Source organism: Streptomyces sp. NRRL F-5727, from assembly GCF_000719555.1.
Classification (GTDB): Bacteria; Actinomycetota; Actinomycetes; order Streptomycetales; family Streptomycetaceae; genus Streptomyces.
The window spans coordinates 1-23,877 of sequence record NZ_JOGX01000022.1; the positions used below are offsets into that span (position 1 = coordinate 1).

Sequence of the window (23,877 nt, forward strand, 5' to 3'; positions counted from 1 at the left end):
GCCCGCCGGGGGGCGGGACGCTTTACTTTCCCCCGCCGGGCCCCTCCCCTCACGGGGTGCCCGGTGCCCGGTACGCGGCGAGGAAGGCGCGGATGCCGGCCGTCGCGTAGAGGTCGAGGTCGGCCTCCGTGTGCTGGACGCCGCCGTGGAACATGGCCCGGTTCACGGGGATCCACAGCAGCAGTCCGGCGAAGTGGTGGGCGGCCAGCGCGGGGTCGTCGGTCTTGAGCACTCCCTGGTCGGTCAGTCGCTCGAAGGTGGCCGCCAGGGTGGCCAGGACCCGTTCGAAACCGTGCTCGTACCAGGCGGCTCCCAGGGCGGGGAAGGCGTCGGCGTTGGCGATGATCAGCCGACGCAGCTGGATGACCTGGGGCTGGGTGAGAGCCGCCAGGAAGCGGCGGGCGAGACGGGTCAGGTTCTCGTCCAGGGCGTCCGCGTCGGCGGGCACGTCGGCCACGAGGTCGAGCATGCCGTCGATGCGGTCGGTGGTGGCCAGGACGATCTCGGCGAACAGTTTCTCCTTGTCCGCGAAGTGCTTGTAGACGGTCTGCTTGGAGACCGCCGCCAGCTTCGCGATGTCGTCCATGCTCGTCCCCGCGTACCCCTTGTCCAGGAACACGGTGGTCGCGGCATCCAGGATCGCCTGGTGCTTACGTGCCGAACGGCTGTCCATCTTCGACTCCTCTTGCCCGTCGTCGCCCCGCCTGGCGAAGAGTACTGGACCGACCAGTACCCGTAGTAGTACTGTACCGTCCAGTTCCGAAGCGGCAGGGCCCCCACGGCCGGGCCGCGCACCGATGGGGGTTCACATGGACAAGGTCTTCTCGGCCGACGGCACGGCCATCGCCTTCGAACAGCGGGGGTCCGGCCCCGCGGTGGTGCTCGTCGGGGGAGCGTTCATGACGCGGCACGAGTCGGCGGAGCTCGCGGGTCTGCTGGCCGAGCGCCACACCGTGATCACGTACGACCGCCGCGGACGCGGCGACAGCGGTGACAGCCCGGCGTACGACGTGCAGCGCGAGGTCGAGGACCTGGACGCCCTGATCGGGCACGCCGGCGGCGAGGCCATGCTCTTCGGCATGTCCTCCGGCGCCGTCCTGGCGCTGGAGGCCACGGCGCGGGGCAGCGCCGTGACCCGGCTGGCCCTGTACGAGCCGCCCTTCGTCACCGACGACAGCCGACCGCCGCTCCCCGCCGACTACGTCGCCCACCTGGAGGAACTGGTGGGGCGGGGGGCATACGGCGACGCGGTGGCGTACTTCATGACCGCTGCCGTGGGCATGCCCGCCGAGGCCGTCGCCGGCATGCGGCAGGCCCCCTTCTGGGCGGGCATGGAGGCCGTCGCCCGGACCCTGCCCTACGACGGCCGTGTCATGGGCGACACCATGTCCGGTCGTCCCCTGCCCGCCGACCGCTGGGCGTCCGTGACGGTTCCCGTCCTCGTCGGCAGTGGCGACGCCGGAGCGCCGCACCTGCTCACCGGCGCCCGTGCGTGCGCCGCCCTGGCCGACAACTTCACCCTCAGGGTCTTCCCCGGCGAGGAGCACACCATCGCCCCCGCCGCCCTCGCCCCCGTCCTGGTGGACTTCTTCACCGCCGAGGGGCCGGCCTGAGCGAGGTCTCGCGGGTCTGCCGGGAGTCGCTTCAGCCGGCTGCGGGGTGATCGGACTCCTGAGTCGCCGCGCGGCGGTACTCGGCGTTGATGCGCTGGGCCTCTTCGAGCTGGTCTTCCAGGACGATGATCCGGCAGGCGGCCTCGATCGGGGTTCCCTGGTCGACGAGTTCCCGGGCACGGGCCGCGATGCGCAGCTGGTAGCGGGAGTAGCGGCGGTGGCCGCCCTCGGAGCGCAGCGGCGTGATCAGGCGGGCTTCACCGATGGCGCGGAGGAAGCTCTGGGTGGTGCCGATCATTTCGGCGGCCCGGCCCATGGTGTAGGCGGGGTAGTCGTCGTCGTCGAGACGGTCGTACGAGTCGTCTGCTGTCATTGGCACCTCTCTGCGGAACGCGTCGAGGGGCCCTGGTGCCGTACGGCACCAGGGCCCCGAAGGAACTACTACACCACCTGCCGGCCCTGATACTGCGCCGGCCTTCTGTGTCCGCGGCCCCGACCTGGCTGCTGTCGGGGGTGCGGGGATCGCGGTTGCTTGACCGGAGACCACCTCACTGTCGATGTCCTGCGGTACCCGGGCCCACGCGTTCTGCCCGGGCGATCCAGATGGCGAAGGTTCCTCCGTTCTTCCTCAGTGATCGATCTCTTACACGGGGTACTGCGTACTGCTGGTGTTGCGAACTGCGTTCACGGGTGCCGCCTCTGCCATGACCGCGGCCCCGTGTCGGCGGCCCCTGATCACTGCGGGCCACCCGGTCCGGCGGTCAGCCCCGTCGCCGTCCTGCGACAAGCCTGGCTTCGAAGCTCCACCGCCGTACCGTCCTGCGTACTGCATGTCCTACGGCCGGCAGTCCGTCTCTGCCAGGCCCCATTGTCTCTCTGGGTTACAAGAGAAACTTTAAGTGCGTCAGAGCCCGATGTCTACTCCGGCGAACATAGATTTTCGTATGTCCGGTCGTGAGGTAATCGGCGAGGTAATCGGCGTCGACCACCGGGGGCGGCCCGGCTCCCCCCGACACGTCACCGACCACCCGCCCCCCTCGGCGGCACGACCCGTCGAGAGGGACGGAGCGTCGTGCATAGGATCGGCTTTCATGTCGAAGCCTGACGAGCTGCTCGTTGACGTCGCCGCGCTGGTGGAGTCCGGGCGCAGCAATCAGATGTCCCTGACCGTGGTCACCGGTGGCGCTGTCATCACCGGTCGCCTGGCTCCCGAAGCCGTGTGGCGGCAACGGGTGTCGGAGGTCCTGGCGGACTCGGCCCGGCTGGGCGAGTTCGCCGCCGTCTTCACCGCCGCGACGAGGCGGGAAGGGCCTCCCGCACATCTGCACTTCCATATGGCCCGGATCCTTCAGGGCACGGTGGGGATCCCGGAGACGGGAGGGATGTACCGCGTCGCGATCGCGGATGTCAGCGCCTGGACCATGGGCGACTTCAGCTACTCCGAGGACTGACCGCCCGTCGGCCTCGCGACACGGAGAGGGAACCACCGATACGCGGGAGGGCCCGGCCGGCATGTGCCGACCGGGCCCTCCCGGCTGTCCGGGTGTCCGTTCACGTGCGCGCGCAGGCCGCCTCGGGAGTGCCGAGCAGTGCCGAGGCGCGCTGGAGCGGGTCGGAGTCGCGGGGCGGCTCGGGTGCCTGGGGGAGGCCGCGACAGGTGAAGCCGAGCTTGGTCATGGCCCGGACGACCTCACCCGCGCTGAAGTCGCGGCGGTCCTGACCGGTGATGACCTGGCCGACCTGCTTGACCGGGTAGGCGCGGCGGCCGATGATCACGGACTCGCCGCTGATCTCCTCGGGCTTGACGCCCTTCATGGAGGCCAGGACTCCGCTCTTGGTGAGTTCGAAGGGGAAGCGGGCGATGACACAGCGCACGATGCCTCACAGGGAGAGGGAGGGACGGGTTTCCGCCGTGGTGAGGCGGTCGGGGCGAGGACGGCGGGCGAGGACGGCGGGCGAGGACGGGCGCGACGGGCGCCCGCTCGGCTGTGACGCCGGTCCGGATCACGGGGTGCTCAGGGCGCCGCGTCGAAGGCGGGCCGTCGCCCGCCGGCGCGCCGGACGGCCGCGGCGGGGCTGCGCCGACCGCGGGAGGCCGCGCCGCGGGTGCGGCGCTCGGCGGGCGGCGCGGTGATCGTCACGGGGATGCCGGACGGGGCCTGGGCACCCGTGATCCGGCGGAACTCCTCCTCGCCGGAACGGGCCTGGGTGGTGCGGGGCACGATGCCGGCGGCCGTCATGAGGCGGGTCATGGAGCGGCGCTGCTGGGGCGTGACCAGGGTGACGACGCTCCCGGACTCGCCGGCCCGGGCGGTACGGCCGCCGCGGTGGAGGTAGTCCTTGTGGTCGGTCGGCGGGTCCACGTTGACGACGAGGTCGAGATCGTCGACGTGGATGCCGCGCGCCGCGACGTTCGTCGCGACCAGGACGGTGACGTGCCCGGTCTTGAACCAGGCGAGGGTGCGGGTGCGCTGGGGCTGCGACTTCCCGCCGTGCAGGGCGGCGGCCCGGACGCCGCAGCCGAGGAGGTCCGCGGTGAGGCGGTCCACCGCGTGCTTGGTGTCCAGGAACATGATCACCCGCCCGTCGCGGGCCGCGATCTCCGTCGTCAGCCGGTGCTTGTCGGCGCCGTGCACGTGCAGGACGTGGTGCTCCATCGTGGTGACCGCGCCCTGGGAGGGGTCCACGGAGTGGACGACCGGGTCGGCGAGGTAGCGGCGGACCAGGAGGTCGACGTTGCGGTCCAGGGTCGCGGAGAACAGCATGCGCTGGCCCTCGGGGCGGACCTGGTCCAGGAGCGCGGTGACCTGGGGCATGAAGCCCATGTCGGCCATCTGGTCGGCCTCGTCCAGCACGGTGATCGCGACCTGGTCCAGCCGGCAGTCACCACGGTCGATGAGGTCCTTGAGCCGCCCGGGGGTGGCCACCACGACTTCGGCACCCCCGCGCAGCACGTGCGCCTGCCGCCTGATCGGCATCCCGCCGACGACCGTGGCCATCCGCAGCCTCACGGCGCGGGCGTAGGGGGTGAGGGCGTCGGTGACCTGCTGGGCGAGTTCCCGGGTGGGGACCAGGATCAGCGCCAGCGGCTGGTGTGGCGCCGCGAGCCGTCCGGCCGTACGGGCCAGCAGCGCCAGGCCGAAGGCGAGGGTCTTGCCCGAACCGGTCCGGCCGCGGCCCAGGACGTCACGGCCCGCCAGGGAGTTCGGCAGCGTCGCACCCTGGATCGGGAACGGCACGGACACCCCCTGCGCGGTGAGCGCGGCCAGCAGGGGCTTCGGCAGGTCGAGGGCGGCGAACGTCTCGACGGCGGGCAGCGCCGGGGTGATCGTCCTCGGCAGGGCGAACTCCCCCTGAGGGGCGGAGCGCCGGCCCTGGCCGCCGGAGCGCCTCGGCGCTGCCGAACGGCTCGGCGCGGACGAACCGATGTGACCGCTCCGGCCCGAACCGGCGGCGGTGCCGTACGCGTGGCCACCGCCGTTGCGGCGGGCGCGGGACGATCGGCTGTTCGTGCGTGCGGGGTTCATGGAGAACCTTCCTTGATACGGCGCGTATCGAGGATCTCCGGCAGCGGATGGACGGCGCTGGGAATCACAGGAACGGGCCGAACGGAATGCGAAAGCGATCGGCTTGGCTCGCGACAGGGAATTGTCGACGCGCAGGAGGGGGACCGGAAGAAGTGCGAGAGGCGCAGATGCGGTCGAAAGCCCTGGGGGAATGTACGCGGCTGGGGCCCGCACCCCGAGGGATGCGGGCCCCAGCCACGAATGATGCGCAGGCGTCAGGCGGAGACGATGTTCTCGGCCGTCGGGCCCTTCTGGCCCTGCGCGATGTCGAAGGTGACCTTCTGGCCCTCCTGCAGCTCACGGAAGCCCTGGGAGGCGATGTTCGAGTAGTGGGCGAAGACGTCGGGGCCGCCGCCCTCCTGCTCGATGAAGCCGAAGCCCTTTTCCGCGTTGAACCACTTCACGGTGCCAGTAGCCATGTCATATCTCCTTTGGGGCAGTACGCCGGAATCCGTACCGTACGGACGCCGTGTCGCCGCGATGATGCCCTGCCCGGAAAATGACCGGAAATACAAAGCGCTTCCGTTCGGCAGGGGCCGGACGAGAAGTGCCTGATGTTCTTGGGTACCAAAACTGCAACTGGTTTCGACAGTAGCATGCCATCGCTTCCGGTGCGTTTCCGGAATTTCTCTGCGTGTTGCCGACAAAAACCCTCCCCGCGAGGACCGCCAAATCCTCCGGTCGCGGGCACAGGTATTCGCCCACCCCGAGCGCAGCGTTCCGGCCGCGAAGGTGTTCCGGGACACGCTGAGAGGGCACCGGCCACGGGCCGGCCCCGCCCGGCGGGCCGGTGGGGCTGGACGGGTGGAGTTCGGCACCTGACTCCGGCGCCGTCCGCCGGGAGCGCCGCTCGGCCGGATTACATGGGCCTGCGCCTCGGCGCGGGGCGTGCCGGTGCCCTCTCGGTCCCGGACCCGACGACTGGAAGAGCACCATGGCAGAGCGCCACCCTCGCAACCGCACCGGCCGCGGCACGCTACGCCGCGGGCTCGCCGCCGCCGTGCTCGCGGTCGGCATGCTGACGGCTGCGACGACACCCGGACACGGCACCGGCGCCACCCCGCCCGCGCCCGGCCCCCAGTTCACGCCGCTGACGGCGGCCGTGATGACCGAACCGGCGCCGTTCCGCGCCACGGACGGCAAGACGCACCTCTCGTACGAACTGCTCACCACGAACGCGCTGCCCAGCAGCGCGCGGGTGCGGCTGGACCGGGTCGAGGTCCGGGACGCCCGCACCCACCGGGTGGTGGGCTCGCTGAGCGGTCAGGCGCTGGCCGACGCCGCCAACCCGGTGGGCGACCCCCTGCCGGGCGCGGACGGGTACACGCCGGCGCCGCCGGGGCCGACGCCGACCGTGATCCCGGGCTCCCAGCAGTGGGTCGTCTGGCTCGACCTGGTCCTCGACCGCGACCGGCGGGTGCCCAAGGTCCTCGAACACCACCTCACGGGCGCCGTCCTCACCGCCTCCGGCTCCTCCCCGTTCGAGGAGACCGTGCAGATCACCCCGACCGACCGCACCGCGCCGCTGAACCTGGACGCGCCGGTCCGCCCCGGCACCTGGTACTCCAGCGAGTCCTGCTGCGGCAACACCCACCACCGGCGCGGCCTCGGCCCGATCAACGGCCGCTTCTACGTGCCGCAGCGCTTCGCGATCGACTGGTACAAGGTCGGCGACCGGGGACAGACCTGGGAGGGCGACCCCGCCCGGCTCACCAGCTACCTGAGCTACCGGCAGCCCGTCGTGGCGGCGGCCGGCGGCAGGGTGGTGGAGGTCCAGGACGGGATCCCGGACAACACGCCGCCCGTCACGCCGCCGGTCCCGCCCATCGAGGAGACCGTCGGCAACCACGTCACCGTGGAGGTCGCGCCCGGCCGCTACCTGCTCTACGCCCACCTGACGCCCGGCTCGCTCAGGGTCCGGGAAGGCGACCACGTCGAACCCGGCCGGGTCCTCGGGCTGATCGGCAACAGCGGCAACTCGACCACGCCGCACCTGCACTTCCAGGTGATGACCACGCCCGAGTTCTTCCCGACCGACAGCCCGCCGTTCACCTTCCGGAAGTTCCGCGTCGTCGGCCAGGTCGAACCCCGCCTCTGGGACGACAACCTGGGCACCCAGCCGACCGGCGTCCTGCCGATCACCCCCTCGCCGCACGACGGCCCCCACCACGCGCGCTACCCCCTCGACCGCGAGGTGCTGCAGTTCTGACCGCTCCCCGGCAGCCCCGGACGACGACGCAGGCCCTGGTCCCCGACCAGGGCCTGCGTCGTCGTGGCACGTGACCCGGGGCTTCGCCCAGGAGCGCCACGACGATCAACCGGGTAACGTCTTCGTCATGTTCTTCCAGCCGCCGATTCACGGGTGAAGGCGTGACGGGCCCCTGCTGACGCCCCTCCGCGTCGCCGCGCCTGTCCCCACCGACGAATCCGTAGATCACCTCACACCGACGCAGGGAGAACCCGTGCCCGACAGCAAGAACATCAACAACCCCGTGGGTCAGGGCGGCGGCCAGCGCAAGAAGCTGTCCCGTGCCGAGCGGCAGGCCAACGGTCCGCACCGCAACCTCGACCGCCAGGGTGCCGCCGACCGGAAGGCGGAGCTGGTGCGCAAGATGCGCGAGAAGACCCACACGGCCGAGGGCGCCGGGCAGACGGACGACGACACCGCGCAGAGCTGACCACCGGAGGGCGGACGCGGCGGCGCCGGCCACTCCTGGACCAGGCACGGGATCAGCGGTCGCGGGGACAGCAGGTCTCATCTCCGCATGCCCTGGGGCAGGTAGATCATGCGTCCCCCGACGACGGGGCGGGGGTGGGGCCGGGGCTGCCGGGAGGCGCCGCCTTCCGCCTCCCAGGCGTCCTCACCGGCCCCTGCCTCCCGCAGGGCACGGCCGGTCGCGTTCTCCTCGGACATCAGGGTGTCCGTGGTGTGGACGTTGCCCGGGGCGGACGCGGCGGCCATCAGCCTCGCGGCGGCGGCGGGTTCGGTCTCCGGGGGAACCACGAGCAGGTCGCAGCGGTCGAGGCCGTACGACAGCAGGATCATCGCGTCGGTGTCCTGACCGGTGATCCAGCCGACGTGCACGGCGTATTCGCCGACGGAGACCTTGTACGGGGAGACCGGCCAGGGTGCGGGGTTCGCGGTGATGCGGGTGACGCGCCCGAAGCGCTCGCGCAGCGCGTCCACCAGGGCCGGCAACTCGGTGGCGAGATCGCGTGAGTACGGCCACCAGGCACCGTCCAGCAGGCCGGCCAGGGAGGTGTGCGGTGTCAGCGCCAGGCGCGCCTGGCGGATGGGAGCGGCGGTGCTGGTCATGAGACCGCGACCTGTCCCCGGGGTGCCCCATGGGCGCCCCGGCCTAGTGATCGCCGGGAACGACGTCCGCTCGAAGCGGGCGTACGAGGTGCTCCCGGTACCTCCAACGTACTCCGCGCCGGGGCCCGACAGGGGCGGCGGTCAGGGTTCCTCGGCGTGGGGCCCGGTGCCGCTCGGGGGCCTGCTGGTCGCAAGCCAGGACCGGGCCGGTTCGGCGGCGTGCGCGGTGTCGACGGTGAGGTGGAGGCGGGTGCCTCCGCCGGGGGCGGGGTAGCTGCGCTGCTCGCCGCCGGCGAAGCAGTGGCGGAGGACGTCGGCCACCATACGGGCGGCGTCCGGCGAGGCGGCGACGACGCGGACCTCCGCGTATCCCGGTGGCGGCAGGGCTTCTGGTTCGTTGCGGTCCAAGGCGGCACCGTCCTTTCCGCACCGGGGGGTGGGCACGCCCCGGTACGTCCACCGTACGTCCGGCGAGGCCGGTGCCGGGCGGCTCCCGCAGCGGGGAGCGGCGCCTCCCCGCTGCCCGTCCGGAGTACGGTGAAAGGACGGGGCCGCCCCGCACCAGCCGCGCCACCGAGGACGGCAGCGGAAGCACCCTGTGGACGGGCGGATCGGTCATGACCGACGCAGGCTTCACACCCCACGTCCCCACGCCTCCGCGCCTCCTGCCGGACGAGGTCCACCGGGCCGTCGGACCGGGCACCGCGCTGCTCCGGCTGGAGACGACGGGTTCCCGGCAGAGCCTCCTCGACGGCGCGTGGTGGCCGCGCTCGCGTGACGTCGAGCGGGAGATCCCGCCGCTGATCACGGCCCTGACCGAGCACCTCGGGCCCGTCACCCGGGTCGGCCTGGACGCCTCTGCCTGGAACGGCATCCCGACCCGCCTCGTCGTCGACGACCGGGTCGTGCACCTCGACTCCTTCCCCGTCGGCGACGACACCGTCCTGATCACCCGCGGCGACAACGACCACTTCTCCCTCATGGTCGTCCCGCCCGACACGACGCCCGAGGCCGCCCGCACGGCCATGGCCCGCGCCGTCCACGCCGACAACGTCACCCAGGCCGCCGAGATCCTCCTCGCCGAACTCCCCCACCCCACAGGCCCACAGGCCGGCACCGCCCAGGACGACGACGCAGCCCCAGGTCAGTGACCTGGGGCTTCGTCGAAGAGCGGATGACGGGAACCGAACCCGAATGCCCAGAACCGAAGCCCAGGCGGTCCCGAGAGGGCCGCGTCCGGGCGGGCCGGCTCCCCGCCCGGATGGCCGATGCTCAGCCGGACGGCGAGTTCGTCCCCCTCCTCCCGCGCCTGCCGTCAGAGCGTGGTCGCACGCTGCCTCGAAGCCTCCCACTCCCGGTGTTCGGCGCGGACCCGATGCCACAGCCGGGCCCGCGCGGAGGCGTCGACATCGCCCAGGTCCAGATGGAACACATCCGTCAGTACGGCGTACCACTCGGCGGCCGCGTCGATGATCCGCTCGTGCGTGCCCTCGGCGTCGATCCGGCGCAGCACGCAGCCACGGAGCATGTCCACGCCCTTGGCGTCGCGGAGCTGGACCTGGAGCACCCTGACGAATCCGGACTCGGGGGAGGACGACAGCCGGTGGTGCTCCGCGGCGAAGGAGGAGAGCTCCACGGGCTCGGGCGCGAAGACCATCGCCGCGAAGGCGCCACGGGGGTCGTGGACGAACCGCCAGCCGCCGGGAACGACCGCCGACGGGGTCATGGCATAGGTGAACGGCCCCTGGGTGTAAGTGCCTTCACGTAGCGGCAGCGGCTCGTACATGCCGCCGGCGAGCCCCGTGTCGACCAGCCACCGCTCCCCGTCGAGCCTCACGGTGAGCGCGAGATGATCACCGCCTGGTCCCGCGGGGTCCTCGACCTCGTCGTCCTGTACTCCGGCCCGGTGCAGCTCCACGTCGTATCCGAGGGCCGCCAGCAAGGCGGCGAAGGCCCCGTTGAGGTGGAAGCAGTAGCCGCCGCGCCCACGCAGGATCCTGGCCACGGACTCCTCGGCGCCGATTCCCGTCGGGCGTTCGAGCTGGTTGTCGAGGGTCTCGTAGGGGACTCGCTCCACGTGCGCCCGGTGCAGCGCCCACAGTGCCTCGGCGGTCGGAGCCGCCGGACGGTCGACTCCCAGCACGGCCAGATACCTGTCGACGTCGATCATGGTCCCCCTCGTTGATTCGAATGCACGATCACTCTGGACTGGGCCCCTGCAGGCGGCCAGGGGCTCGCATTACACGGCCCTCGGAGCAAGACCGAGAACAGTCGGCGAGCGCTGCCGAAGCGCCTCGGCCGCGACGCCGCCGAGTTCACCGTCCCCTCCGGCGGTCCGGCTAGACACGCGCCAGCCGGACGAGTACCGCGGTGAGTGCGACGAGGCCGAACGCCGCCCCCGCGGTGAAGGCGAGTACCGAGGCCGCCGAGCCGGCGAACCCGGCCAGGACGCCCACCGGGGCGAGGCGGCAGGCGATCGCCCAGCCCCGCTGCCCGCGACCTGCGAAGTGGCGGGCCAGGACGAGGAACGCGGCGCACAGGGCGAGGTAGCCGACCATGCCGGCGGCCATGTGCACCGCGCCGTGCGTGCTCAGCGTGGGGGTCGCGGAGTCCGGTGTGCCGACGGGGAAGCCGGCCCCGGGGTCGGCGGCGAACACCCCGCTGACCAGGAACGAGGTACCGAACACGCCGACCAGCCAGGGCGCAGCACGACGGCCGCGGCCCTCGCCCAGCGCATTCCGCAGTCCGACCGCCCCGGCGATCAGGAGGCTGCCCGCGACGAGGAAACCGGTCACCTGGATCCAGCCCAGGTCGCCGAGGCTGAGCTGGCTGATGGCGTTGCGCCTGAAGTCGAATCCCTCCCGTGTGAGGCCCTGGACGAGCCCCATGGCCAGGAACAGGGGGCCCGCCGCGGCGCCGGCCAGCAGAGCCCGCCGCGCCGACCGGGTCGCAGGCACGGAGGAGGCGGCGGTGCGGGAGGTGCTGATCGTGTCGGTCATGGCGTGCCTTCCTGGTCCGCCGCGCGCCCGGGGTCCGGGGGCGCGGCACGGGAATCTCGTTGCCTGTCATGACCGCGGGAGGTGCCCGAACTCATCGGTCCGGGCGCGGCGGTCCGGGTCGGAAGGACGGCCGTCGGCCGTCCGGCGCGCGTCGCGGTCAGGAGAACAGTTCGGCGAGCATCTCGGGGCTGACGGCGATGGGAGCGGGTCGGTAGGCGGGGGGCTGCGTGCCCGTCAGTTCGCGGACCAGGAAGTCCCAGCAGCGCTTGCGGACGTGGGCCAGGTGGTCGATGAAGGTGTGCTCGGCCCCGGGCACGACGAACAGCTCGAAGTCCTTGTCCGCGGCGATCAGCCGGTCCGCGAGCCGCAGCGTCTGGTCCGGGTGGACCTGGTCGTCCATCTCGCCGTGGACGAGCAGCAGCTTGCCCGCCAGCCGGTCCGCGAGGTGCAGGTTCGAGGTGCGGGCCCACGCCTCGGAGGCGTCGGCGCCGTCGTACGTCTCCACGAAGCCCAGGTTGAAGTGGGGGGCGTCGTGCGAGCCCGAGAGGGCGACTCCCGCCTTGAACACCTCGGGGAAGTCCAGCATCGCGCGGGCCGCGGCGAAGCCGCCTCCGGAGTGGCCGAACACGCCCAGCCGGTCCAGGTCCATCCACGGCCGCGTCTCGGCCAGCTGCCTCAGCGCCGCGACGTGGTCGGCGAGGCCGCCCGCGTCCCCCAGGCGGCCGTAGGAGGCGTCGTGGAACGCCTTGTCCCGGCCAGGGGTGCCGCGTCCGTCGAGCGCCACCACGACGAAGCCCAGCGCCGCGAGGGGTTCGGCGTCGAGGCCCATCCCACCGGGGTCGAAGGACGGGGCGACCCGGTTCACCTGGGGGCCCGGGTAGACGTGGTCCACGACGGGGTAGCGCTGGGCGGGGTCGAACGCCCGCGGCCGGTACAGCACGCCGTAGATGTCCGTCACCCCGTCGGCCGCCTTGACGCGGAACCGTTCCGGTGCCGCCCAGCCGGTGGCGGTGAGCCTGCCGACGTCGGCGCGCTCCAGCTCGACCAGGACGCGGCCGGTCCAGTCGCGGACGCTGGTCACCGGCGGGGTGTCGACGGTGGACGCGGAGTCGACGAAGTACTCCTGGTCGGCGGAGACGGTGACCTCGTGGTCCAGTGCGTCGTCCGTGAGCACGGCGAAGCCCGAGCCGTCCAGGCCGACCCGGCACACCGTACGCCGGTACGGGTCCTCCTCGACCAGTCCGGAGGCGGTGAAGTACACCACCCGCGCCGCTTCGTCGACGCGCAGGATCCGCCGCACGGCCCACGGCCCGGAGGTGACCTGCCCCAGCAGCCCGCCGGTCCGCAGGTCGTAGCGGTACAGGTGGCCCCAGCCGTCCCGCTGGGAGTACCAGAGGACCTCGTCGGCCAGCACGCGCACGATCGGCGGCTCGTACTGCCACTGGTTCGGCTCCACACGGGTGGGTCCCGTCTCGGTGAGCACGGTGGTGACCTCGCCGGTGACCGGGTCCAGCCGGTACAGGGTGAGCGTGCGCAGGTCACGAGGCCGGCCGAGGTAGTACACCGCCGAGCCGTCCTCGGCCCACCACGCCCACTGGAGCGTGATCGGTGACAGCTGCGGCATGAGCAGCGGCTCGGCCTGCGCGCGGACCACCGTTCCCGCGGCGACGTCCAGCACGACGAGCTCGGCCAGCGGTACGTGCTCGTCCCCCGGGTAGGCGTACCGCTGGGTGTGCAGGGCCGGGGCACCACCGTCGGCGGGCCTGGCCTCCACCAGGTGGGTCTGCCGGACGCCGCGCTCGTCGGTGCGGTGGGCCAGAACCTTCGTCGAGTCGGGCGACCAGGCCACGGCGGGCGGCAGGTACGGCAGTCCGATCTTGCGCAGCAGGGTGCCGTTCGCCGTGCAGTCCGGGCCGGTGCCGTACGCGTGGCCCGGCGCGCCGTCCGTGGTCAGCGCCCACTCGCGGCCGTCGGAGAGCGAACGCGCCCACAGGTCGTGTCCTCGCCGCGCGACCACGGTCTTCCCGTCGGGTGACGGCACGTCGAGGGGGCTGCCGGGCGGAGTGAACTCGGCGGGCTCGCAGGTGTAGTCGGTCAGACGGCAGCGCCAGTACGCGCCGAACGCGTCGAACGCGACGGCGTCCCCAGCCGGTGCTATCGCGGTGATCGGCAGGTACTCGGTGTCGACCTGCTGCCCGGAGGCGGCGGCGAGCGAGGCGGCGAGCCGGGCGTGGTCGAAGGCCGGCTCACGGGTGCCCGCCGCCGGGTCGACCCGTACGAAGCGTCTGCCGGCGCCGTTGCCCACCGCGTACCAGAAGCGGGTGCCTCCATCGGTCCACTGCGGTCGGACCTTGTCCCCGACGACGAGCTCCCCGGGGCGGGCGGGCCGGCGGAGGAGCCGCTCCGCGGCCTGGTAGTCCTGAGTGGTGATGCGGGTCGTGCTCGTCACGGTGGTGCTCCTTGGGACTGCGGAGGTCGGCGGTCAGATGCTGCGGGCGGTGATGTCGCCGTAGGACGTGGTCGCGTGGATGGTCAGGCCCGCGGCGTCCCCTTCGGCGTTGTCGAGCGAGTTGTGGATACGGCCGTAGGCGGTGCCGGCGTCCAGGGAGGCGGAGACCCCCCGGGCGGCGCCTACCGAGATCCCGCCGTGCTCGGTGCTCAGGACGACCGAGCCGGTCACGGCCTCGGCGACGTGGATGGCGCCCTCCTGGGTGCTGATCCGCGCGGGACCGCCCAGGCGGCCGACCGAGACGTCGCCGGAGTGAAGCGTGAGGTGGGCGCTGGCGGTCTCGTCGAGCTCGACCCTGCCCCGCGCACCCTCGAAGGCGATGTCGCCGAGCCTGCCGGCGCTCCGGAGATCGACGTCTGCCGTCTTCGCCTCGACACGGGAACCGGCGGGGAGGTGCACGGTCACCGCGATGGATCCGGAGCTGCCGAGGAGCTGGTTCCTCCCGGCCGGGGCCGCGATGCGCAGGACGCCGTCGCCGTACGCGACCGTGGTCTGCTCCGCCGCCCGCGCGTCGCGGGGCTTCGAGGCATCCGCGGGCAGGACCTCGACCACGGTGTCGACTCGGTCGGTGGCGACGAGTCGGATGTGCCCCGAAGGGACGTCGAGGATGGCGGCGATGGTGTCGGGGGTGTCGAACTTCTGCATGACGCTCTCCTTGTGCCAGTCGTTTCCGATGCGAGAAAGCTACGTTGCGTTCAGAAAATCGTCAACGCATATAAGGTCGACAACTGGCATACATGCAGGTGGAGGTCGACAATTCGTTGCAATGGATCGAAGATTCAATGCAACGCCTGCCTAGGTGTCGTTGCACCGGAGTGGAGGTGAAGGCTAAGGCCGGGGCGGTGTGGTGCCGGCCGGCGGTGTCCACTCGGTGAGCTCGACCACGACGCCATTGGGATCGGTGAGCCGGAACAGCCGCTCGCCCCACGGCTCTCGGCGGATCCGACCGTCGACGCCCTTGCGCAGAGGCGAGATCGACCTGCTGCTCGCCTGGCTTCCCGTCGAGGAACCGGATCTCTCCGTGGGGCCGGTGCTGTTCCGGGAGTCCCGCGTCGCGGCGGTCTCGTCCGACCACAGACTCGCGGACCGGAAGTCGGCGTCGGTGGAGGTGTTCGCCGACTGCGGGGTGATCGGCGACGAGTCGCCGCTCCCCGAATACTGGGACGACGCCTTCATGCCCTTCTACGCGCCCAGTGGGCGGAAGATCGAACGAAGTCACAATGCCGCGAATCTGGAGGAGCTGTTCGCCATCATCTCCTCCGGCGACGCCGTCCATGCCATGGCTGCCCATGCCACCCGTTTCCATGTGCGCCCCGACATCGCCTATCTGCACCTCCACGACGCCCCGCCGCTGAGCTGGGGCCTGGTCTGGCGGTCTGACGACGACAGCGCGATGGTCCGGGCGTTCGTCCGCACCGCCCGCGAACTCGGGACGATGTCGCTGTGAGGCGGGAGGCGGGCGAGGGTCCACGGCCCACGACCCGCACGCGGGCCGGTTCGGTCGGGGACCCGTCGGCGAGTTAGGCGACGAGGCCCAACGACCTCACCAGCGAGGTGAGTTCGGCATGGAAGATCTTGTTCGGTGAGAGCGTCTGGGCGCGCAGATGGCCGTAGACCTCCAGCGCGACCAAACCGTGCAGGTGCCCCCAGATCCTCAGTGCCAGGGCCACCCCTGCCGGAGGCAGCCCGGGAAACGCCGGACGGACCTTGTCGAGGAGGCCCGGGTCGAAGTCGCCCCAGCCGAAGTCGTCCTCTCCGTACACCTGTCCGGCGGCGCCCCAGGCCGCGTCGGCCAGGCCGGCGATGCCTACGCAGACCCGCCGGGCGGCGTCCGGCGCGGCACCGCCCTCCGGGGCCCGGTAGCCGGGGACGGGGTCGCCGTAGACCAGCCGGAAGCCCTCGGGGTTGGCCAGCGCCCAGTCGCGAAAGGCGTGTGCCCATGCCTGTACGCGCTGTGCGGGGGCGTCCTCCGCCGAGGCTGCCCAGGCGGCGTCGACGGCGTCGGCGAGCACGGTGTAGACGTCCGCGATGAGGGCGGTGACCAGGTCGTCGCGGGTGGCGAAGTAGCCGTAGATGGCATTGGCCGTCATGCCCATCTCGCGGGCGATCGCCCGCAGGGTGATCGCGTCGGGGCCGCCCGCTCTCATCAGCTCCAGGGCTGTGCGCTTGATGTCGGCGGTCGTCTCGGCCCGCAGTCGCTCGCGTCGTCCGGTGCTTCGGGTAGCTGCCACAGGCGCACTCTACAGCGTCACGATGCCGCCCCCCGTGCATAAACTTCACGCTGTATAGTTTCGAAACGGCGTGAGGAATCACGTCTCTTGCCGACCAAGGCAAGGCCACGGCGTGAACCAAGGGGGAACCATGCACATCGGCGTCATCGGAGCCACCGGCACCATCGGTAGCCGCGTCGTCGACGAGGCCCTTCAGCGCGGCCATCGCGTCCAGGCGTTCAGCCGGGACGCCTCCGGAGTCACCGACCGGCGAGAGAGCCTCCGCTGGGCGAGCGTCGACGTTCTGGACGCCACGAGCATCACCGCGGTCCTGCCCGGCCTGGACGTCCTGATCAGCTGCTTCCAGCCCGGGAACGCGGCCAAGGACTTCGACGACACCGTCCGGCGTTCCATCGCCGACCCGACTGCCTACGCGACCGCCGCTCAGAATCTGCTCAAGGCCCTGGAGGCCCACCCTCGCACCCGGCTGATCGTCGTCGGCGGAGCCGGCAGCCTGGAGATCGCGCCGGGTGTCGTCCGCGCGGACCACGGGGAACTCGTTCATGCGTCGCTCGACGAACTCGGCCTGCCCCGCCAGTACGCCGCCGCCGTGCGCGGCCACCGGGAGGCGCTGAACGTTCTGCGCGTTTCGAACCGGCTCTGGACCTACTTCAGTCCCGCGGAGCAGATCGCCCCCGGCGAGCGCACCGGCCGCTTCCGTATCGGCACGGACCAGCCAGTGCGGGACGCCGACGGCGTGAGCCGGATCTCGGCGGAGGATGCCGCGGTCGCGCTGGTGGACGAGGCGGAACTGCCTCGTTTCGTCCAGCGTCGTTTCACCGTCGGATATTGAGCCGACCCTCCCAGTCGGGCCGCGCACCGCTGCCCGCATTGTGAGCAGGTCTGAACAACGACGAAGCCCCAGGTCTCCGACCTGGGGCTTCGTTCAAGAGCGGATGACGGGAATCGAACCCGCGCTATAAGCTTGGGAAGCTCATGTTCTACCATTAAACTACATCCGCGCAGCGGCCGGATGAGCCGGTCGCATCGTTGCACACTGTACCCCATGTGCCACGGGTGGCGTAGGTCCTGTCTCCTCGGTGGGTCCCCGGCGGGTCGGAGTGCCGCGTGGAGGGTGTCCCGTTGATCCCCTAATGTGGCCTTCTCGTCCAGCATGTGTGTAGGGGAAGGGACTTGATGGGTTCCGTGGAGCGCACCGTCGTCCGCTGTGCCGAAGGGCACGTGTTCAGTACCGCCTCGTTTCCGCTTCAGCAGCTCGGGGCCGGGCGGATCGGGCCCGGGCGGCTCATCCGGTGTCCGCGGTGTGCGCGGTTGAGGCACGCGGTGCCGGTGGAGGTTCAGCAGCGCTGACCTGGGCGGGCGCGGGCGGTCCCGATTGGGGAGGTCCGCGCCCTCTGCGTATCGTGGGGGCGTGCTTCTCTCAGACAAGGACATCCGGGCCGAGATCGACGCCGGGCGGGTGCGCATCGACCCGTACGACGAATCCATGGTGCAGCCGTCCAGCATCGACGTGCGTCTCGACCGCTTCTTCCGGGTGTTCGAGAACCACCGCTACCCGCACATCGACCCCGCGATCGAGCAGCTCGATCTGACGCGCGAGGTGGAGCCGGAGGGCGACGAGGCGTTCATCCTGCACCCGGGCGAGTTCGTGCTCGCCTCGACCTACGAGGTCATCACCCTGCCGGACGACATCGCGTCGCGACTGGAGGGGAAGAGTTCCCTCGGGCGGCTCGGGCTCGTGACCCACTCGACGGCCGGGTTCATCGACCCCGGCTTCTCGGGGCACGTCACCCTGGAGCTGTCGAACCTCGCGACCCTCCCGATCAAGCTCTGGCCGGGGATGAAGATCGGGCAGCTGTGCATGTTCCGGCTGAGCTCGCCCGCCGAGTTCCCGTACGGCAGCGAGCGGTACGGCTCCCGGTACCAGGGCCAGCGGGGACCGACGGCCTCCCGCTCGTACATGAACTTCCATCGGACCCAGGTGTGAGGCGGTAGCCGGACATGACTGAAGTACGCGAGAACCTGACGTACGAGGGCTTCGGGACGGCCGTCCGCGAGCTCGCCCAGACCATCGCCGACGACGGGTACGAGCCCGACATCGTCCTCTCGATCGCGCGCGGCGGCGTCTTCGTCGCCGGCGGGCTGGCCTACGCCCTGGACTGCAAGAACATCCACCTGGTGAACGTGGAGTTCTACACCGGCGTGGGGACCACGCTGGAGATGCCGGTCATGCTCGCGCCCGTCCCGGACGCGATCGACTTCTCCGACAAGAAGGTCCTGATCACCGACGACGTCGCCGACACCGGCAAGACGCTGAAGCTGGTCCACGACTTCTGCGTCGACCACGTCGCCGAGGTCCGCTCCGCCGTCATCTACGAGAAGTCCCACTCCCTCGTGAAGTGCGAGTACGTGTGGAAGAAGACGGACGAGTGGATCAACTTCCCCTGGTCGGTCGAGCCGCCCGTCGTGAAGCGCGAGGGCCAGGTCCTCGACGCCTGAGGGCCCACGAGACGTGAGAGAGCCCCCGCCGGACACCCGGCGGGGGCTCTCTCACGTCCGTCGCGCGGAGCCTTACAGCGTGCCCAGCTTGATCAGGCTCAGGAGGGCCACCAGCTGGATCGCCGAGGCGCCGAGGGCCTTGGGCCACGGGAGGTCGTGGGAGCGGCTCACCATGAGGGTGAAGAGGGCGCCGGCCGCGCCCCAGGTCAGCCAGCCGATGATCTGCACCAGCCCGTTGTCGCCGCCCAGGAAGAGGGCGAAGAGGAGGCGGGGCGCGTCGGTGAGCGACATGATCAGCATGGAGAGGCCGACCGTGGGCTGCCAGGCGCCGTCGCCGCCCAGCTGGCGGGCGAGGGTGTGGGTGACGGCGCCCAGGATCAGGCCGGCGACGACGAAGCCGACGCCGGTCATCAGGACGTACGGGATCGTGCTGGAGATCGTCGCGTTCAGCACCTCGTCGCGGGCCTGGTCGAAGCCGAAGATCGCCAGCAGGCCGTAGAGGAAGGTGACGATCAGCGCCGGGCCCCAGACCGCGTGGTCGCGCATCCGGAGGAAGGTGTCCGCCGGGCGCAGCACGATGCCGCTCAGGAGGGCCTTCCAGGGCAGGCGGGGGCCGACGGGGACCGGGGGTGCCTGGTAGGCGCCTTGCTGGCCGTAGGGGTCGTCGACGCTGAACATCTGGGTGTGGCCCGGGTTGTTCGCCGTCGCCGCGTGGTGGTGCTGCGCGTGCGGGTCGCCGAAGTACTCGGGCTCCCCGTACGGCTGCGGCTGCGGCCGCGGTGGCTGTTGCTGCCACTGCTGCTGCGGCGGGTAGCCCTGCGGGGGCGCGTCGTACCCGTACGGCGCCTGCTGCGGTCGATGCTGTTGCTGCGGGGGGCGGTTGTCCCGGCCGCGTCCGTTCCTGAATCCAGCCACGTCATTGAACGTACCCGCTTCCGCGGCGGGCCCGCTCCTTTGCGGCTGACCTGTGACATCCGCCAGGGGGCGGCAGGCTCGTGACGGGGCCGTCGGGCGGGTGCCGGGCGGCTGTTACAAAACGGACGTATCGCCTCAATGTTCGGTCCGTAGCTTCGGTGGGGTCAGCAGCGAAACCCCCAGGAGCTCTCCATGCGCCTCAACCGCCGTGCCCGTGTCCTCCGTACCGCCGCCGTCGCCACCGGTACCTCCGCCGCCCTCCTCCTCCCCGCGGCCGCCGCCTTCGCGGCCGAGGCTCCCGCGGCCGAGGCCCCCGCGGGCCCCGCCGCCGTCGCGAGCGACCAGGACACCACCACGCCGGCCGCGAGCGACCAGGACGGCACCGCGCCGGCTCCGGGCGACCAGGACGGCACCGCGCCGGACGCGGGCGACCAGTCCGTGTTCTGGCGGAACGTCGACCTCGCGGACGGCTCGCTGGCCAAGGTGTACCAGGACGGTCCGGGGCGCTTCACGGCGTACGTCTACGGGGGCGGGCAGCTGATCGGCACGCTCGAGAGCGCCGACGGGAAGCCCGCGTACGGGGAGAACAACGGGCTCCACATCGTCCTGCGGCCCGACGGCACCGTCGGCTCGTGGCTCGACACCGTCCCGGCCCCCAGGCCCACGCCGAAGCCCGTCCCCACGCCGAAGCCGGCCCCCGAGCCCAAGCCCGCGCCGCACCACAGGGCCGAGGCGCTGCCGAGGACGAAGCTCGCCGACGGGACCGTCGCCACCTTCGCCAAGCACGTCAAGAACGGGCCCCGCGTGCAGGTCTCCGCCGTCAACGGCAAGCGCCTCGCCACCGTCGACGCCCGCCACCTCACCGCCCAGCACCGCGGCTGGACGTACAAGCTCGTCCCGCAGCCCGGCAAGCACCAGTACCGCCTCGTCGTCGTCGACACCCCGAAGCAGGGCGGCAACAGCTGGGTCTACGACCTGAACGGCAGGCTCGTCGCGAAGTACCACGCCCAGAAGCGGTGACCCGGGAACGACGAAGGGCCGTCCCGCTCGCGCGGGACGGCCCTTCGTCGTCGACGCCGTTACGCGGCCGGCTCGGGCTCCGGCTCCTCGGACGGCGCCGGCTCGGGGTCGACCGGGGTCTTCACCGAGTCCAGCAGCAGCTGGGCCACGTCGACGACCTGGAGGCTCTCCTTCGCCTTGCCGTCGTTCTTCTTGCCGTTCACGGAGTCCGTGAGCATGACGAGGCAGAACGGGCAGGCGGTGGAGACGATGTCCGGGTTGAGGGACAGCGCCTCGTCGACGCGCTCGGTGTTGATGCGCTTGCCGATCCGCTCCTCCATCCACATCCGCGCACCACCGGCGCCGCAGCAGAAGCCGCGCTCCTTGTGGCGGTGCATCTCCTGCTGGCGCAGGCCCGGGACGGCGGACATGATCTCGCGCGGCGGCGTGTAGACCTTGTTGTGCCGGCCCAGGTAGCACGGGTCGTGGTAGGTGATCAGACCGTCGACCGGGGTCACCGGGATCAGCTTGCCCTCGTCGATGAGGTGCTGGAGCAGCTGGGTGTGGTGGATGACCTCGTACTCGCCGCCGAGCTGCGGGTACTCGTTGGCGATGGTGTTGAAGCAGTGCGGGCAGGTGGAGACGATCTTCTTCGCCGACTTCGGCTTCCTGGTCTCCGGGTCGTCGTCGTCCTCGCCGAAGGCCATGTTCAGCATGGCGACGTTCTCCTGGCCGAGCTGCTGGAAGAGCGGCTCGTTGCCCAGACGGCGCGGGGAGTCACCCGTGCACTTCTCCTCGCCGCCCATGATCGCGAACTTGACGCCCGCGATGTGCAGCAGCTCGGCGAACGCCTTGGTGGTCTTCTTGGCGCGGTCCTCCAGGGCGCCGGCGCAGCCGACCCAGTAGAGGTAGTCGACCTCGGACAGGTCCTCGATGTCCTTGCCGACGATCGGGACCTCGAAGTCGACCTCCTTGGTCCACTCGACGCGCTGCTTCTTGGCCAGACCCCAGGGGTTGCCCTTCTTCTCCAGGTTCTTGAGCATCGTGCCCGCCTCGGACGGGAACGCGGACTCGATCATCACCTGGTAGCGGCGCATGTCGACGATGTGGTCGATGTGCTCGATGTCGACCGGGCACTGCTCGACGCAGGCGCCGCAGGTGGTGCAGGACCACAGGACGTCCGGGTCGATGACGCCGTTCTCCTCGACGGTGCCGATCAGCGGGCGCTCGGCCTCGGCGAGGGCCGCGGCGGGGACGTCCTTCAGCTGCTCCTCGGACGCCTTCTCCTCGCCCTCCATGGTCTTGCCGCCGCCCGCGAGCAGGTACGGCGCCTTGGCGTGCGCGTGGTCGCGCAGCGACATGATGAGGAGCTTGGGGGAGAGGGGCTTGCCGGTGTTCCAGGCGGGGCACTGCGACTGGCAGCGGCCGCACTCGGTGCAGGTGGAGAAGTCGAGGAGGCCCTTCCAGGAGAACTGCTCGACCTGGGAGACGCCGTAGACGTCGTCCTCGCCCGGGTCCTCGAAGTCGATCGGCTTGCCGCCGGTCGTCATCGGCTGGAGCGCGCCGAGGGCGGTCTCGCCGGTGGCGTTGCGCTTGAACCAGATGTTCGGGAAGCCGAGGAAGCGGTGCCAGGCGACGCCCATGTTGGTGTTCAGCGAGACCACGATCATCCAGATGAACGAGGTGCTGATCTTCACCATGGCGGTGAAGTAGATGAGCGTCTGGAGCGTGGTGACCGACAGGCCCTTGAAGGCCAGGACGAGCGGGTACGAGGCGAAGTACGCGGCCTCGTAGTGCTCGACGTGGTGGATCGCGCCCTCCAGGCCGCGCAGCACGTAGATCGCGAGGCCGATGGTGAGGATCACGTACTCGACGAAGTACGCCTGGCCGGCCTTGGAGCCGGCGAAGCGGGACTTGCGGCCGGCCCGGCCCGGGAGGCTCAGCAGGCGGATCACGATCAGGACGGCGATGCCCAGGATCGTCATGACGCCGATGAACTCGATGTAGAGCTCGAAGGGCAGGAAGCCGCCGATGATCGGCAGGGTCCAGTCGGCCTGGAAGAGCTGGCCGAACGCCTGCGCGAGGGTCGGCGGCAGGGTCAGGAAGCCGACCGCGACGAACCAGTGGGCGAAGCCGACGATGCCCCAGCGGTTCATCCGGGTGTGGCCCAGGAACTCCCGGACCAGGGTGACGCTGCGCTGGTAGGGGTTGTCCGTGCGGGTGCCGGCCGGGACCGGCTGGCCCAGCTTGAAGTACTTGACGAACTGGCCGATGGCGCGAGCGAGCAGGGCAACGCCGACCACGGTCAGCGTCAGCGACACGATGATCGCGGCGAGTTGCATGACGGGCTCCTCGGGCGGGCCTGGGGCGCGGCGGGGGCGGGCCGGAGCTCGCCTCTTCTCTCGCCCTGAGCCTACTAAGCGGTAACTTATCTAGTCCGTGCTGAGATTACCGGTCGGAGCGCCCCACTTGTAGCGGCCCTCGCGGTGATCTGTGTCGCTCAGGCAAGCCTTGCCGGACGGGCGGAGGCGCGCCGGAGACGACGTCGGCGGACTGCTGGAAGCGTACGCGCCAGAACGGCCAGATCCATGCCGAGCCAGTGGTGGTCCACATAGTGGAGATCCAGCAGCTCACGCTCCTCCCACGGCAGGTCGGAGCGGTCGCTGATCTGCCACGGCCCGGTCATCCCCGGGCGTACGGAGAGCCGGCGCCGGGTCTCGCCGGAGCACTCCCGGTGGGTGGGGGAGAGCGGGCAGGGCCCGACGAGCGACATCTGGCCCCGGACGACGTGCAGCAGCAGCGGCAGCGCGGCCAGCGGGCTCCGGGTGCGGAGGGTCAGCATCGTGAAGGGGCGCCCGCGCAGCCCCGCCACCGTGCGGCGGCGCAGGGCGGGACCCTCCTGGGCGAGCGTGAGCAGCAGCGCGGCCCCGGCGAGGACGGGCGAGACCAGGAGCAGCAGCGCCGTACCCGCCACGAGGTCGAACACCCGCTTGACCTCGGGACCGCGCCTGCGCCCGTCGCCGGGAAAGCCCCGCCCGGGTGCCCCGCCCTGCCAGGATGCCCCGCCCTGCCCGGGCACCCCGCCCCGCCCGCGTGCCGTGCCGCGCTCGGGGGCGGTGCCCGGCCCGGGGGGTGTGCCGGGGGCCGGGGTGGAGTCGTGCTTGAGGTCGACACTGCGGTGGTTCGCCGTCATGCCCCGGACCCCTCCGGCTGAGATCATGGGATGTTCG

The 23,877-nt window shown here is 71.3% G+C and carries 25 protein-coding genes and 1 tRNA gene; 10 read left to right on the forward strand and 16 right to left on the reverse strand.

Translation table 11 applies throughout. From position 1 onward, the window contains the following. Positions 1 to 49: 49 nt before the first annotated feature. A complete protein-coding gene (locus IF73_RS0117030; RefSeq protein ID WP_031008647.1) occupies positions 50 to 673 on the reverse strand; it encodes a TetR/AcrR family transcriptional regulator in 624 nt (207 codons plus the stop codon). Positions 674 to 809: 136 nt separating this feature from the next. Between IF73_RS0117030 and IF73_RS0117035 the strand changes: the two genes are divergently transcribed. Then, positions 810 to 1,613 (forward strand): alpha/beta fold hydrolase, encoded by an 804-nt coding sequence (locus tag IF73_RS0117035; protein ID WP_031008649.1) that lies wholly within the window; start codon positions 810 to 812, stop codon positions 1,611 to 1,613. Positions 1,614 to 1,644: 31 nt separating this feature from the next. Here IF73_RS0117035 and IF73_RS0117040 read toward each other — a convergent pair whose 3' ends face one another. Then, on the reverse strand, positions 1,645 to 1,986 hold the full coding sequence (locus IF73_RS0117040; protein WP_031008650.1) for a MerR family transcriptional regulator: 342 nt from the start codon (positions 1,984 to 1,986) through the stop codon (positions 1,645 to 1,647). Between the two features lie 718 nt (positions 1,987 to 2,704). Here IF73_RS0117040 and IF73_RS0117045 point away from each other — a divergent pair. Continuing rightward, positions 2,705 to 3,064, forward strand: coding sequence for a hypothetical protein (locus IF73_RS0117045; protein ID WP_031008652.1), 360 nt, complete (start codon positions 2,705 to 2,707; stop codon positions 3,062 to 3,064). A 100-nt stretch (positions 3,065 to 3,164) separates the two neighbouring features. Here IF73_RS0117045 and IF73_RS0117050 read toward each other — a convergent pair whose 3' ends face one another. The 3 genes from IF73_RS0117050 to IF73_RS0117060 all read right to left on the reverse strand — a co-directional run bounded on the left by IF73_RS0117050 (position 3,165) and on the right by IF73_RS0117060 (position 5,598). Further along, entirely contained in the window at positions 3,165 to 3,488 is a 324-nt protein-coding gene (locus IF73_RS0117050) for an SCO5918 family protein (protein ID WP_031008654.1), read from the reverse strand. Positions 3,489 to 3,628: 140 nt separating this feature from the next. After that, on the reverse strand, positions 3,629 to 5,140 hold the full coding sequence (locus IF73_RS0117055; protein WP_031008656.1) for a DEAD/DEAH box helicase: 1,512 nt from the start codon (positions 5,138 to 5,140) through the stop codon (positions 3,629 to 3,631). 254 nt (positions 5,141 to 5,394) lie between these two features. Next, a complete protein-coding gene (locus IF73_RS0117060) occupies positions 5,395 to 5,598 on the reverse strand; it encodes a cold-shock protein (protein ID WP_031008659.1) in 204 nt (67 codons plus the stop codon). A gap of 515 nt (positions 5,599 to 6,113) precedes the next feature. Here IF73_RS0117060 and IF73_RS0117065 point away from each other — a divergent pair. Both IF73_RS0117065 and IF73_RS0117070 read left to right on the forward strand, forming a co-directional pair. Beyond that, entirely contained in the window at positions 6,114 to 7,388 is a 1,275-nt protein-coding gene (locus tag IF73_RS0117065) for a M23 family metallopeptidase (protein ID WP_031008662.1), read from the forward strand. A 253-nt stretch (positions 7,389 to 7,641) separates the two neighbouring features. Continuing rightward, a complete protein-coding gene (locus tag IF73_RS0117070) occupies positions 7,642 to 7,857 on the forward strand; it encodes a DUF6243 family protein (RefSeq protein WP_031008664.1) in 216 nt (71 codons plus the stop codon). A 77-nt stretch (positions 7,858 to 7,934) separates the two neighbouring features. Here the strand turns inward: IF73_RS0117070 and IF73_RS0117075 are convergent, their stop codons facing one another. After that, entirely contained in the window at positions 7,935 to 8,495 is a 561-nt protein-coding gene (locus IF73_RS0117075) for a DUF5994 family protein (RefSeq protein ID WP_037879475.1), read from the reverse strand. Positions 8,496 to 8,636: 141 nt separating this feature from the next. Further along, positions 8,637 to 8,903: a hypothetical protein gene (locus IF73_RS0117080; protein ID WP_031008672.1), complete on the reverse strand. Its 267-nt coding sequence runs from the start codon at positions 8,901 to 8,903 to the stop codon at positions 8,637 to 8,639. A 209-nt stretch (positions 8,904 to 9,112) separates the two neighbouring features. On the opposite strand from IF73_RS0117080, the gene IF73_RS0117085 reads away from it, so the two are divergent. After that, positions 9,113 to 9,646 carry a DUF5994 family protein gene (locus IF73_RS0117085; RefSeq protein ID WP_051716877.1) on the forward strand — a complete coding sequence of 178 codons (534 nt, stop codon included), beginning with the start codon at positions 9,113 to 9,115 and terminating at the stop codon, positions 9,644 to 9,646. A 164-nt stretch (positions 9,647 to 9,810) separates the two neighbouring features. Here IF73_RS0117085 and IF73_RS0117090 read toward each other — a convergent pair whose 3' ends face one another. The 4 genes from IF73_RS0117090 to IF73_RS0117105 form a co-directional block, all read right to left on the reverse strand. After that, entirely contained in the window at positions 9,811 to 10,665 is an 855-nt protein-coding gene (locus IF73_RS0117090) for an arylamine N-acetyltransferase family protein (RefSeq protein ID WP_037879478.1), read from the reverse strand. A 169-nt stretch (positions 10,666 to 10,834) separates the two neighbouring features. Then, complete coding sequence (locus IF73_RS0117095) at positions 10,835 to 11,494, reverse strand: DUF998 domain-containing protein (protein WP_031008678.1); 660 nt, start codon at positions 11,492 to 11,494, stop codon at positions 10,835 to 10,837. A 157-nt stretch (positions 11,495 to 11,651) separates the two neighbouring features. Further along, positions 11,652 to 13,943: a S9 family peptidase gene (locus IF73_RS0117100; RefSeq protein ID WP_031008680.1), complete on the reverse strand. Its 2,292-nt coding sequence runs from the start codon at positions 13,941 to 13,943 to the stop codon at positions 11,652 to 11,654. Between the two features lie 33 nt (positions 13,944 to 13,976). Beyond that, on the reverse strand, positions 13,977 to 14,648 hold the full coding sequence (locus IF73_RS0117105) for a DUF4097 family beta strand repeat-containing protein (RefSeq protein WP_031008682.1): 672 nt from the start codon (positions 14,646 to 14,648) through the stop codon (positions 13,977 to 13,979). 313 nt (positions 14,649 to 14,961) lie between these two features. On the opposite strand from IF73_RS0117105, the gene IF73_RS0117110 reads away from it, so the two are divergent. Beyond that, on the forward strand, positions 14,962 to 15,450 hold the full coding sequence (locus IF73_RS0117110; protein WP_051716880.1) for a LysR substrate-binding domain-containing protein: 489 nt from the start codon (positions 14,962 to 14,964) through the stop codon (positions 15,448 to 15,450). A gap of 73 nt (positions 15,451 to 15,523) precedes the next feature. Here the strand turns inward: IF73_RS0117110 and IF73_RS0117115 are convergent, their stop codons facing one another. Next, the gene (locus IF73_RS0117115) at positions 15,524 to 16,234 is read right to left on the reverse strand and encodes a TetR/AcrR family transcriptional regulator (RefSeq protein ID WP_031008686.1); all 711 of its coding nucleotides are present in this window, start codon (positions 16,232 to 16,234) and stop codon (positions 15,524 to 15,526) included. Positions 16,235 to 16,364: 130 nt separating this feature from the next. Between IF73_RS0117115 and IF73_RS0117120 the strand changes: the two genes are divergently transcribed. After that, complete coding sequence (locus tag IF73_RS0117120; protein WP_031008688.1) at positions 16,365 to 17,066, forward strand: NAD(P)-dependent oxidoreductase; 702 nt, start codon at positions 16,365 to 16,367, stop codon at positions 17,064 to 17,066. 98 nt (positions 17,067 to 17,164) lie between these two features. Here IF73_RS0117120 and IF73_RS0117125 read toward each other — a convergent pair. Further along, positions 17,165 to 17,235, reverse strand: a tRNA-Gly gene (locus tag IF73_RS0117125). 410 nt (positions 17,236 to 17,645) lie between these two features. On the opposite strand from IF73_RS0117125, the gene dcd reads away from it, so the two are divergent. Both dcd and IF73_RS0117140 read left to right on the forward strand, forming a co-directional pair. Then, on the forward strand, positions 17,646 to 18,221 hold the full coding sequence (gene dcd, locus IF73_RS0117135; RefSeq protein ID WP_030495892.1) for a dCTP deaminase: 576 nt from the start codon (positions 17,646 to 17,648) through the stop codon (positions 18,219 to 18,221). A 14-nt stretch (positions 18,222 to 18,235) separates the two neighbouring features. Further along, positions 18,236 to 18,733 carry a phosphoribosyltransferase gene (locus IF73_RS0117140; RefSeq protein ID WP_031008691.1) on the forward strand — a complete coding sequence of 166 codons (498 nt, stop codon included), beginning with the start codon at positions 18,236 to 18,238 and terminating at the stop codon, positions 18,731 to 18,733. Positions 18,734 to 18,805: 72 nt separating this feature from the next. Here the strand turns inward: IF73_RS0117140 and IF73_RS0117145 are convergent, their stop codons facing one another. After that, positions 18,806 to 19,648 carry a Yip1 family protein gene (locus IF73_RS0117145; protein ID WP_031008693.1) on the reverse strand — a complete coding sequence of 281 codons (843 nt, stop codon included), beginning with the start codon at positions 19,646 to 19,648 and terminating at the stop codon, positions 18,806 to 18,808. A 192-nt stretch (positions 19,649 to 19,840) separates the two neighbouring features. Here IF73_RS0117145 and IF73_RS0117150 point away from each other — a divergent pair, with 192 nt between their 5' ends. Beyond that, a complete protein-coding gene (locus tag IF73_RS0117150; RefSeq protein WP_031008695.1) occupies positions 19,841 to 20,668 on the forward strand; it encodes a hypothetical protein in 828 nt (275 codons plus the stop codon). A gap of 59 nt (positions 20,669 to 20,727) precedes the next feature. Here IF73_RS0117150 and IF73_RS0117155 read toward each other — a convergent pair whose 3' ends face one another. Then, the gene (locus tag IF73_RS0117155; protein WP_031008697.1) at positions 20,728 to 22,989 is read right to left on the reverse strand and encodes a (Fe-S)-binding protein; all 2,262 of its coding nucleotides are present in this window, start codon (positions 22,987 to 22,989) and stop codon (positions 20,728 to 20,730) included. Between the two features lie 158 nt (positions 22,990 to 23,147). Then, the gene (locus IF73_RS0117160; protein ID WP_078868102.1) at positions 23,148 to 23,840 is read right to left on the reverse strand and encodes a sugar transferase; all 693 of its coding nucleotides are present in this window, start codon (positions 23,838 to 23,840) and stop codon (positions 23,148 to 23,150) included. Positions 23,841 to 23,877 lie beyond the last annotated feature (37 nt).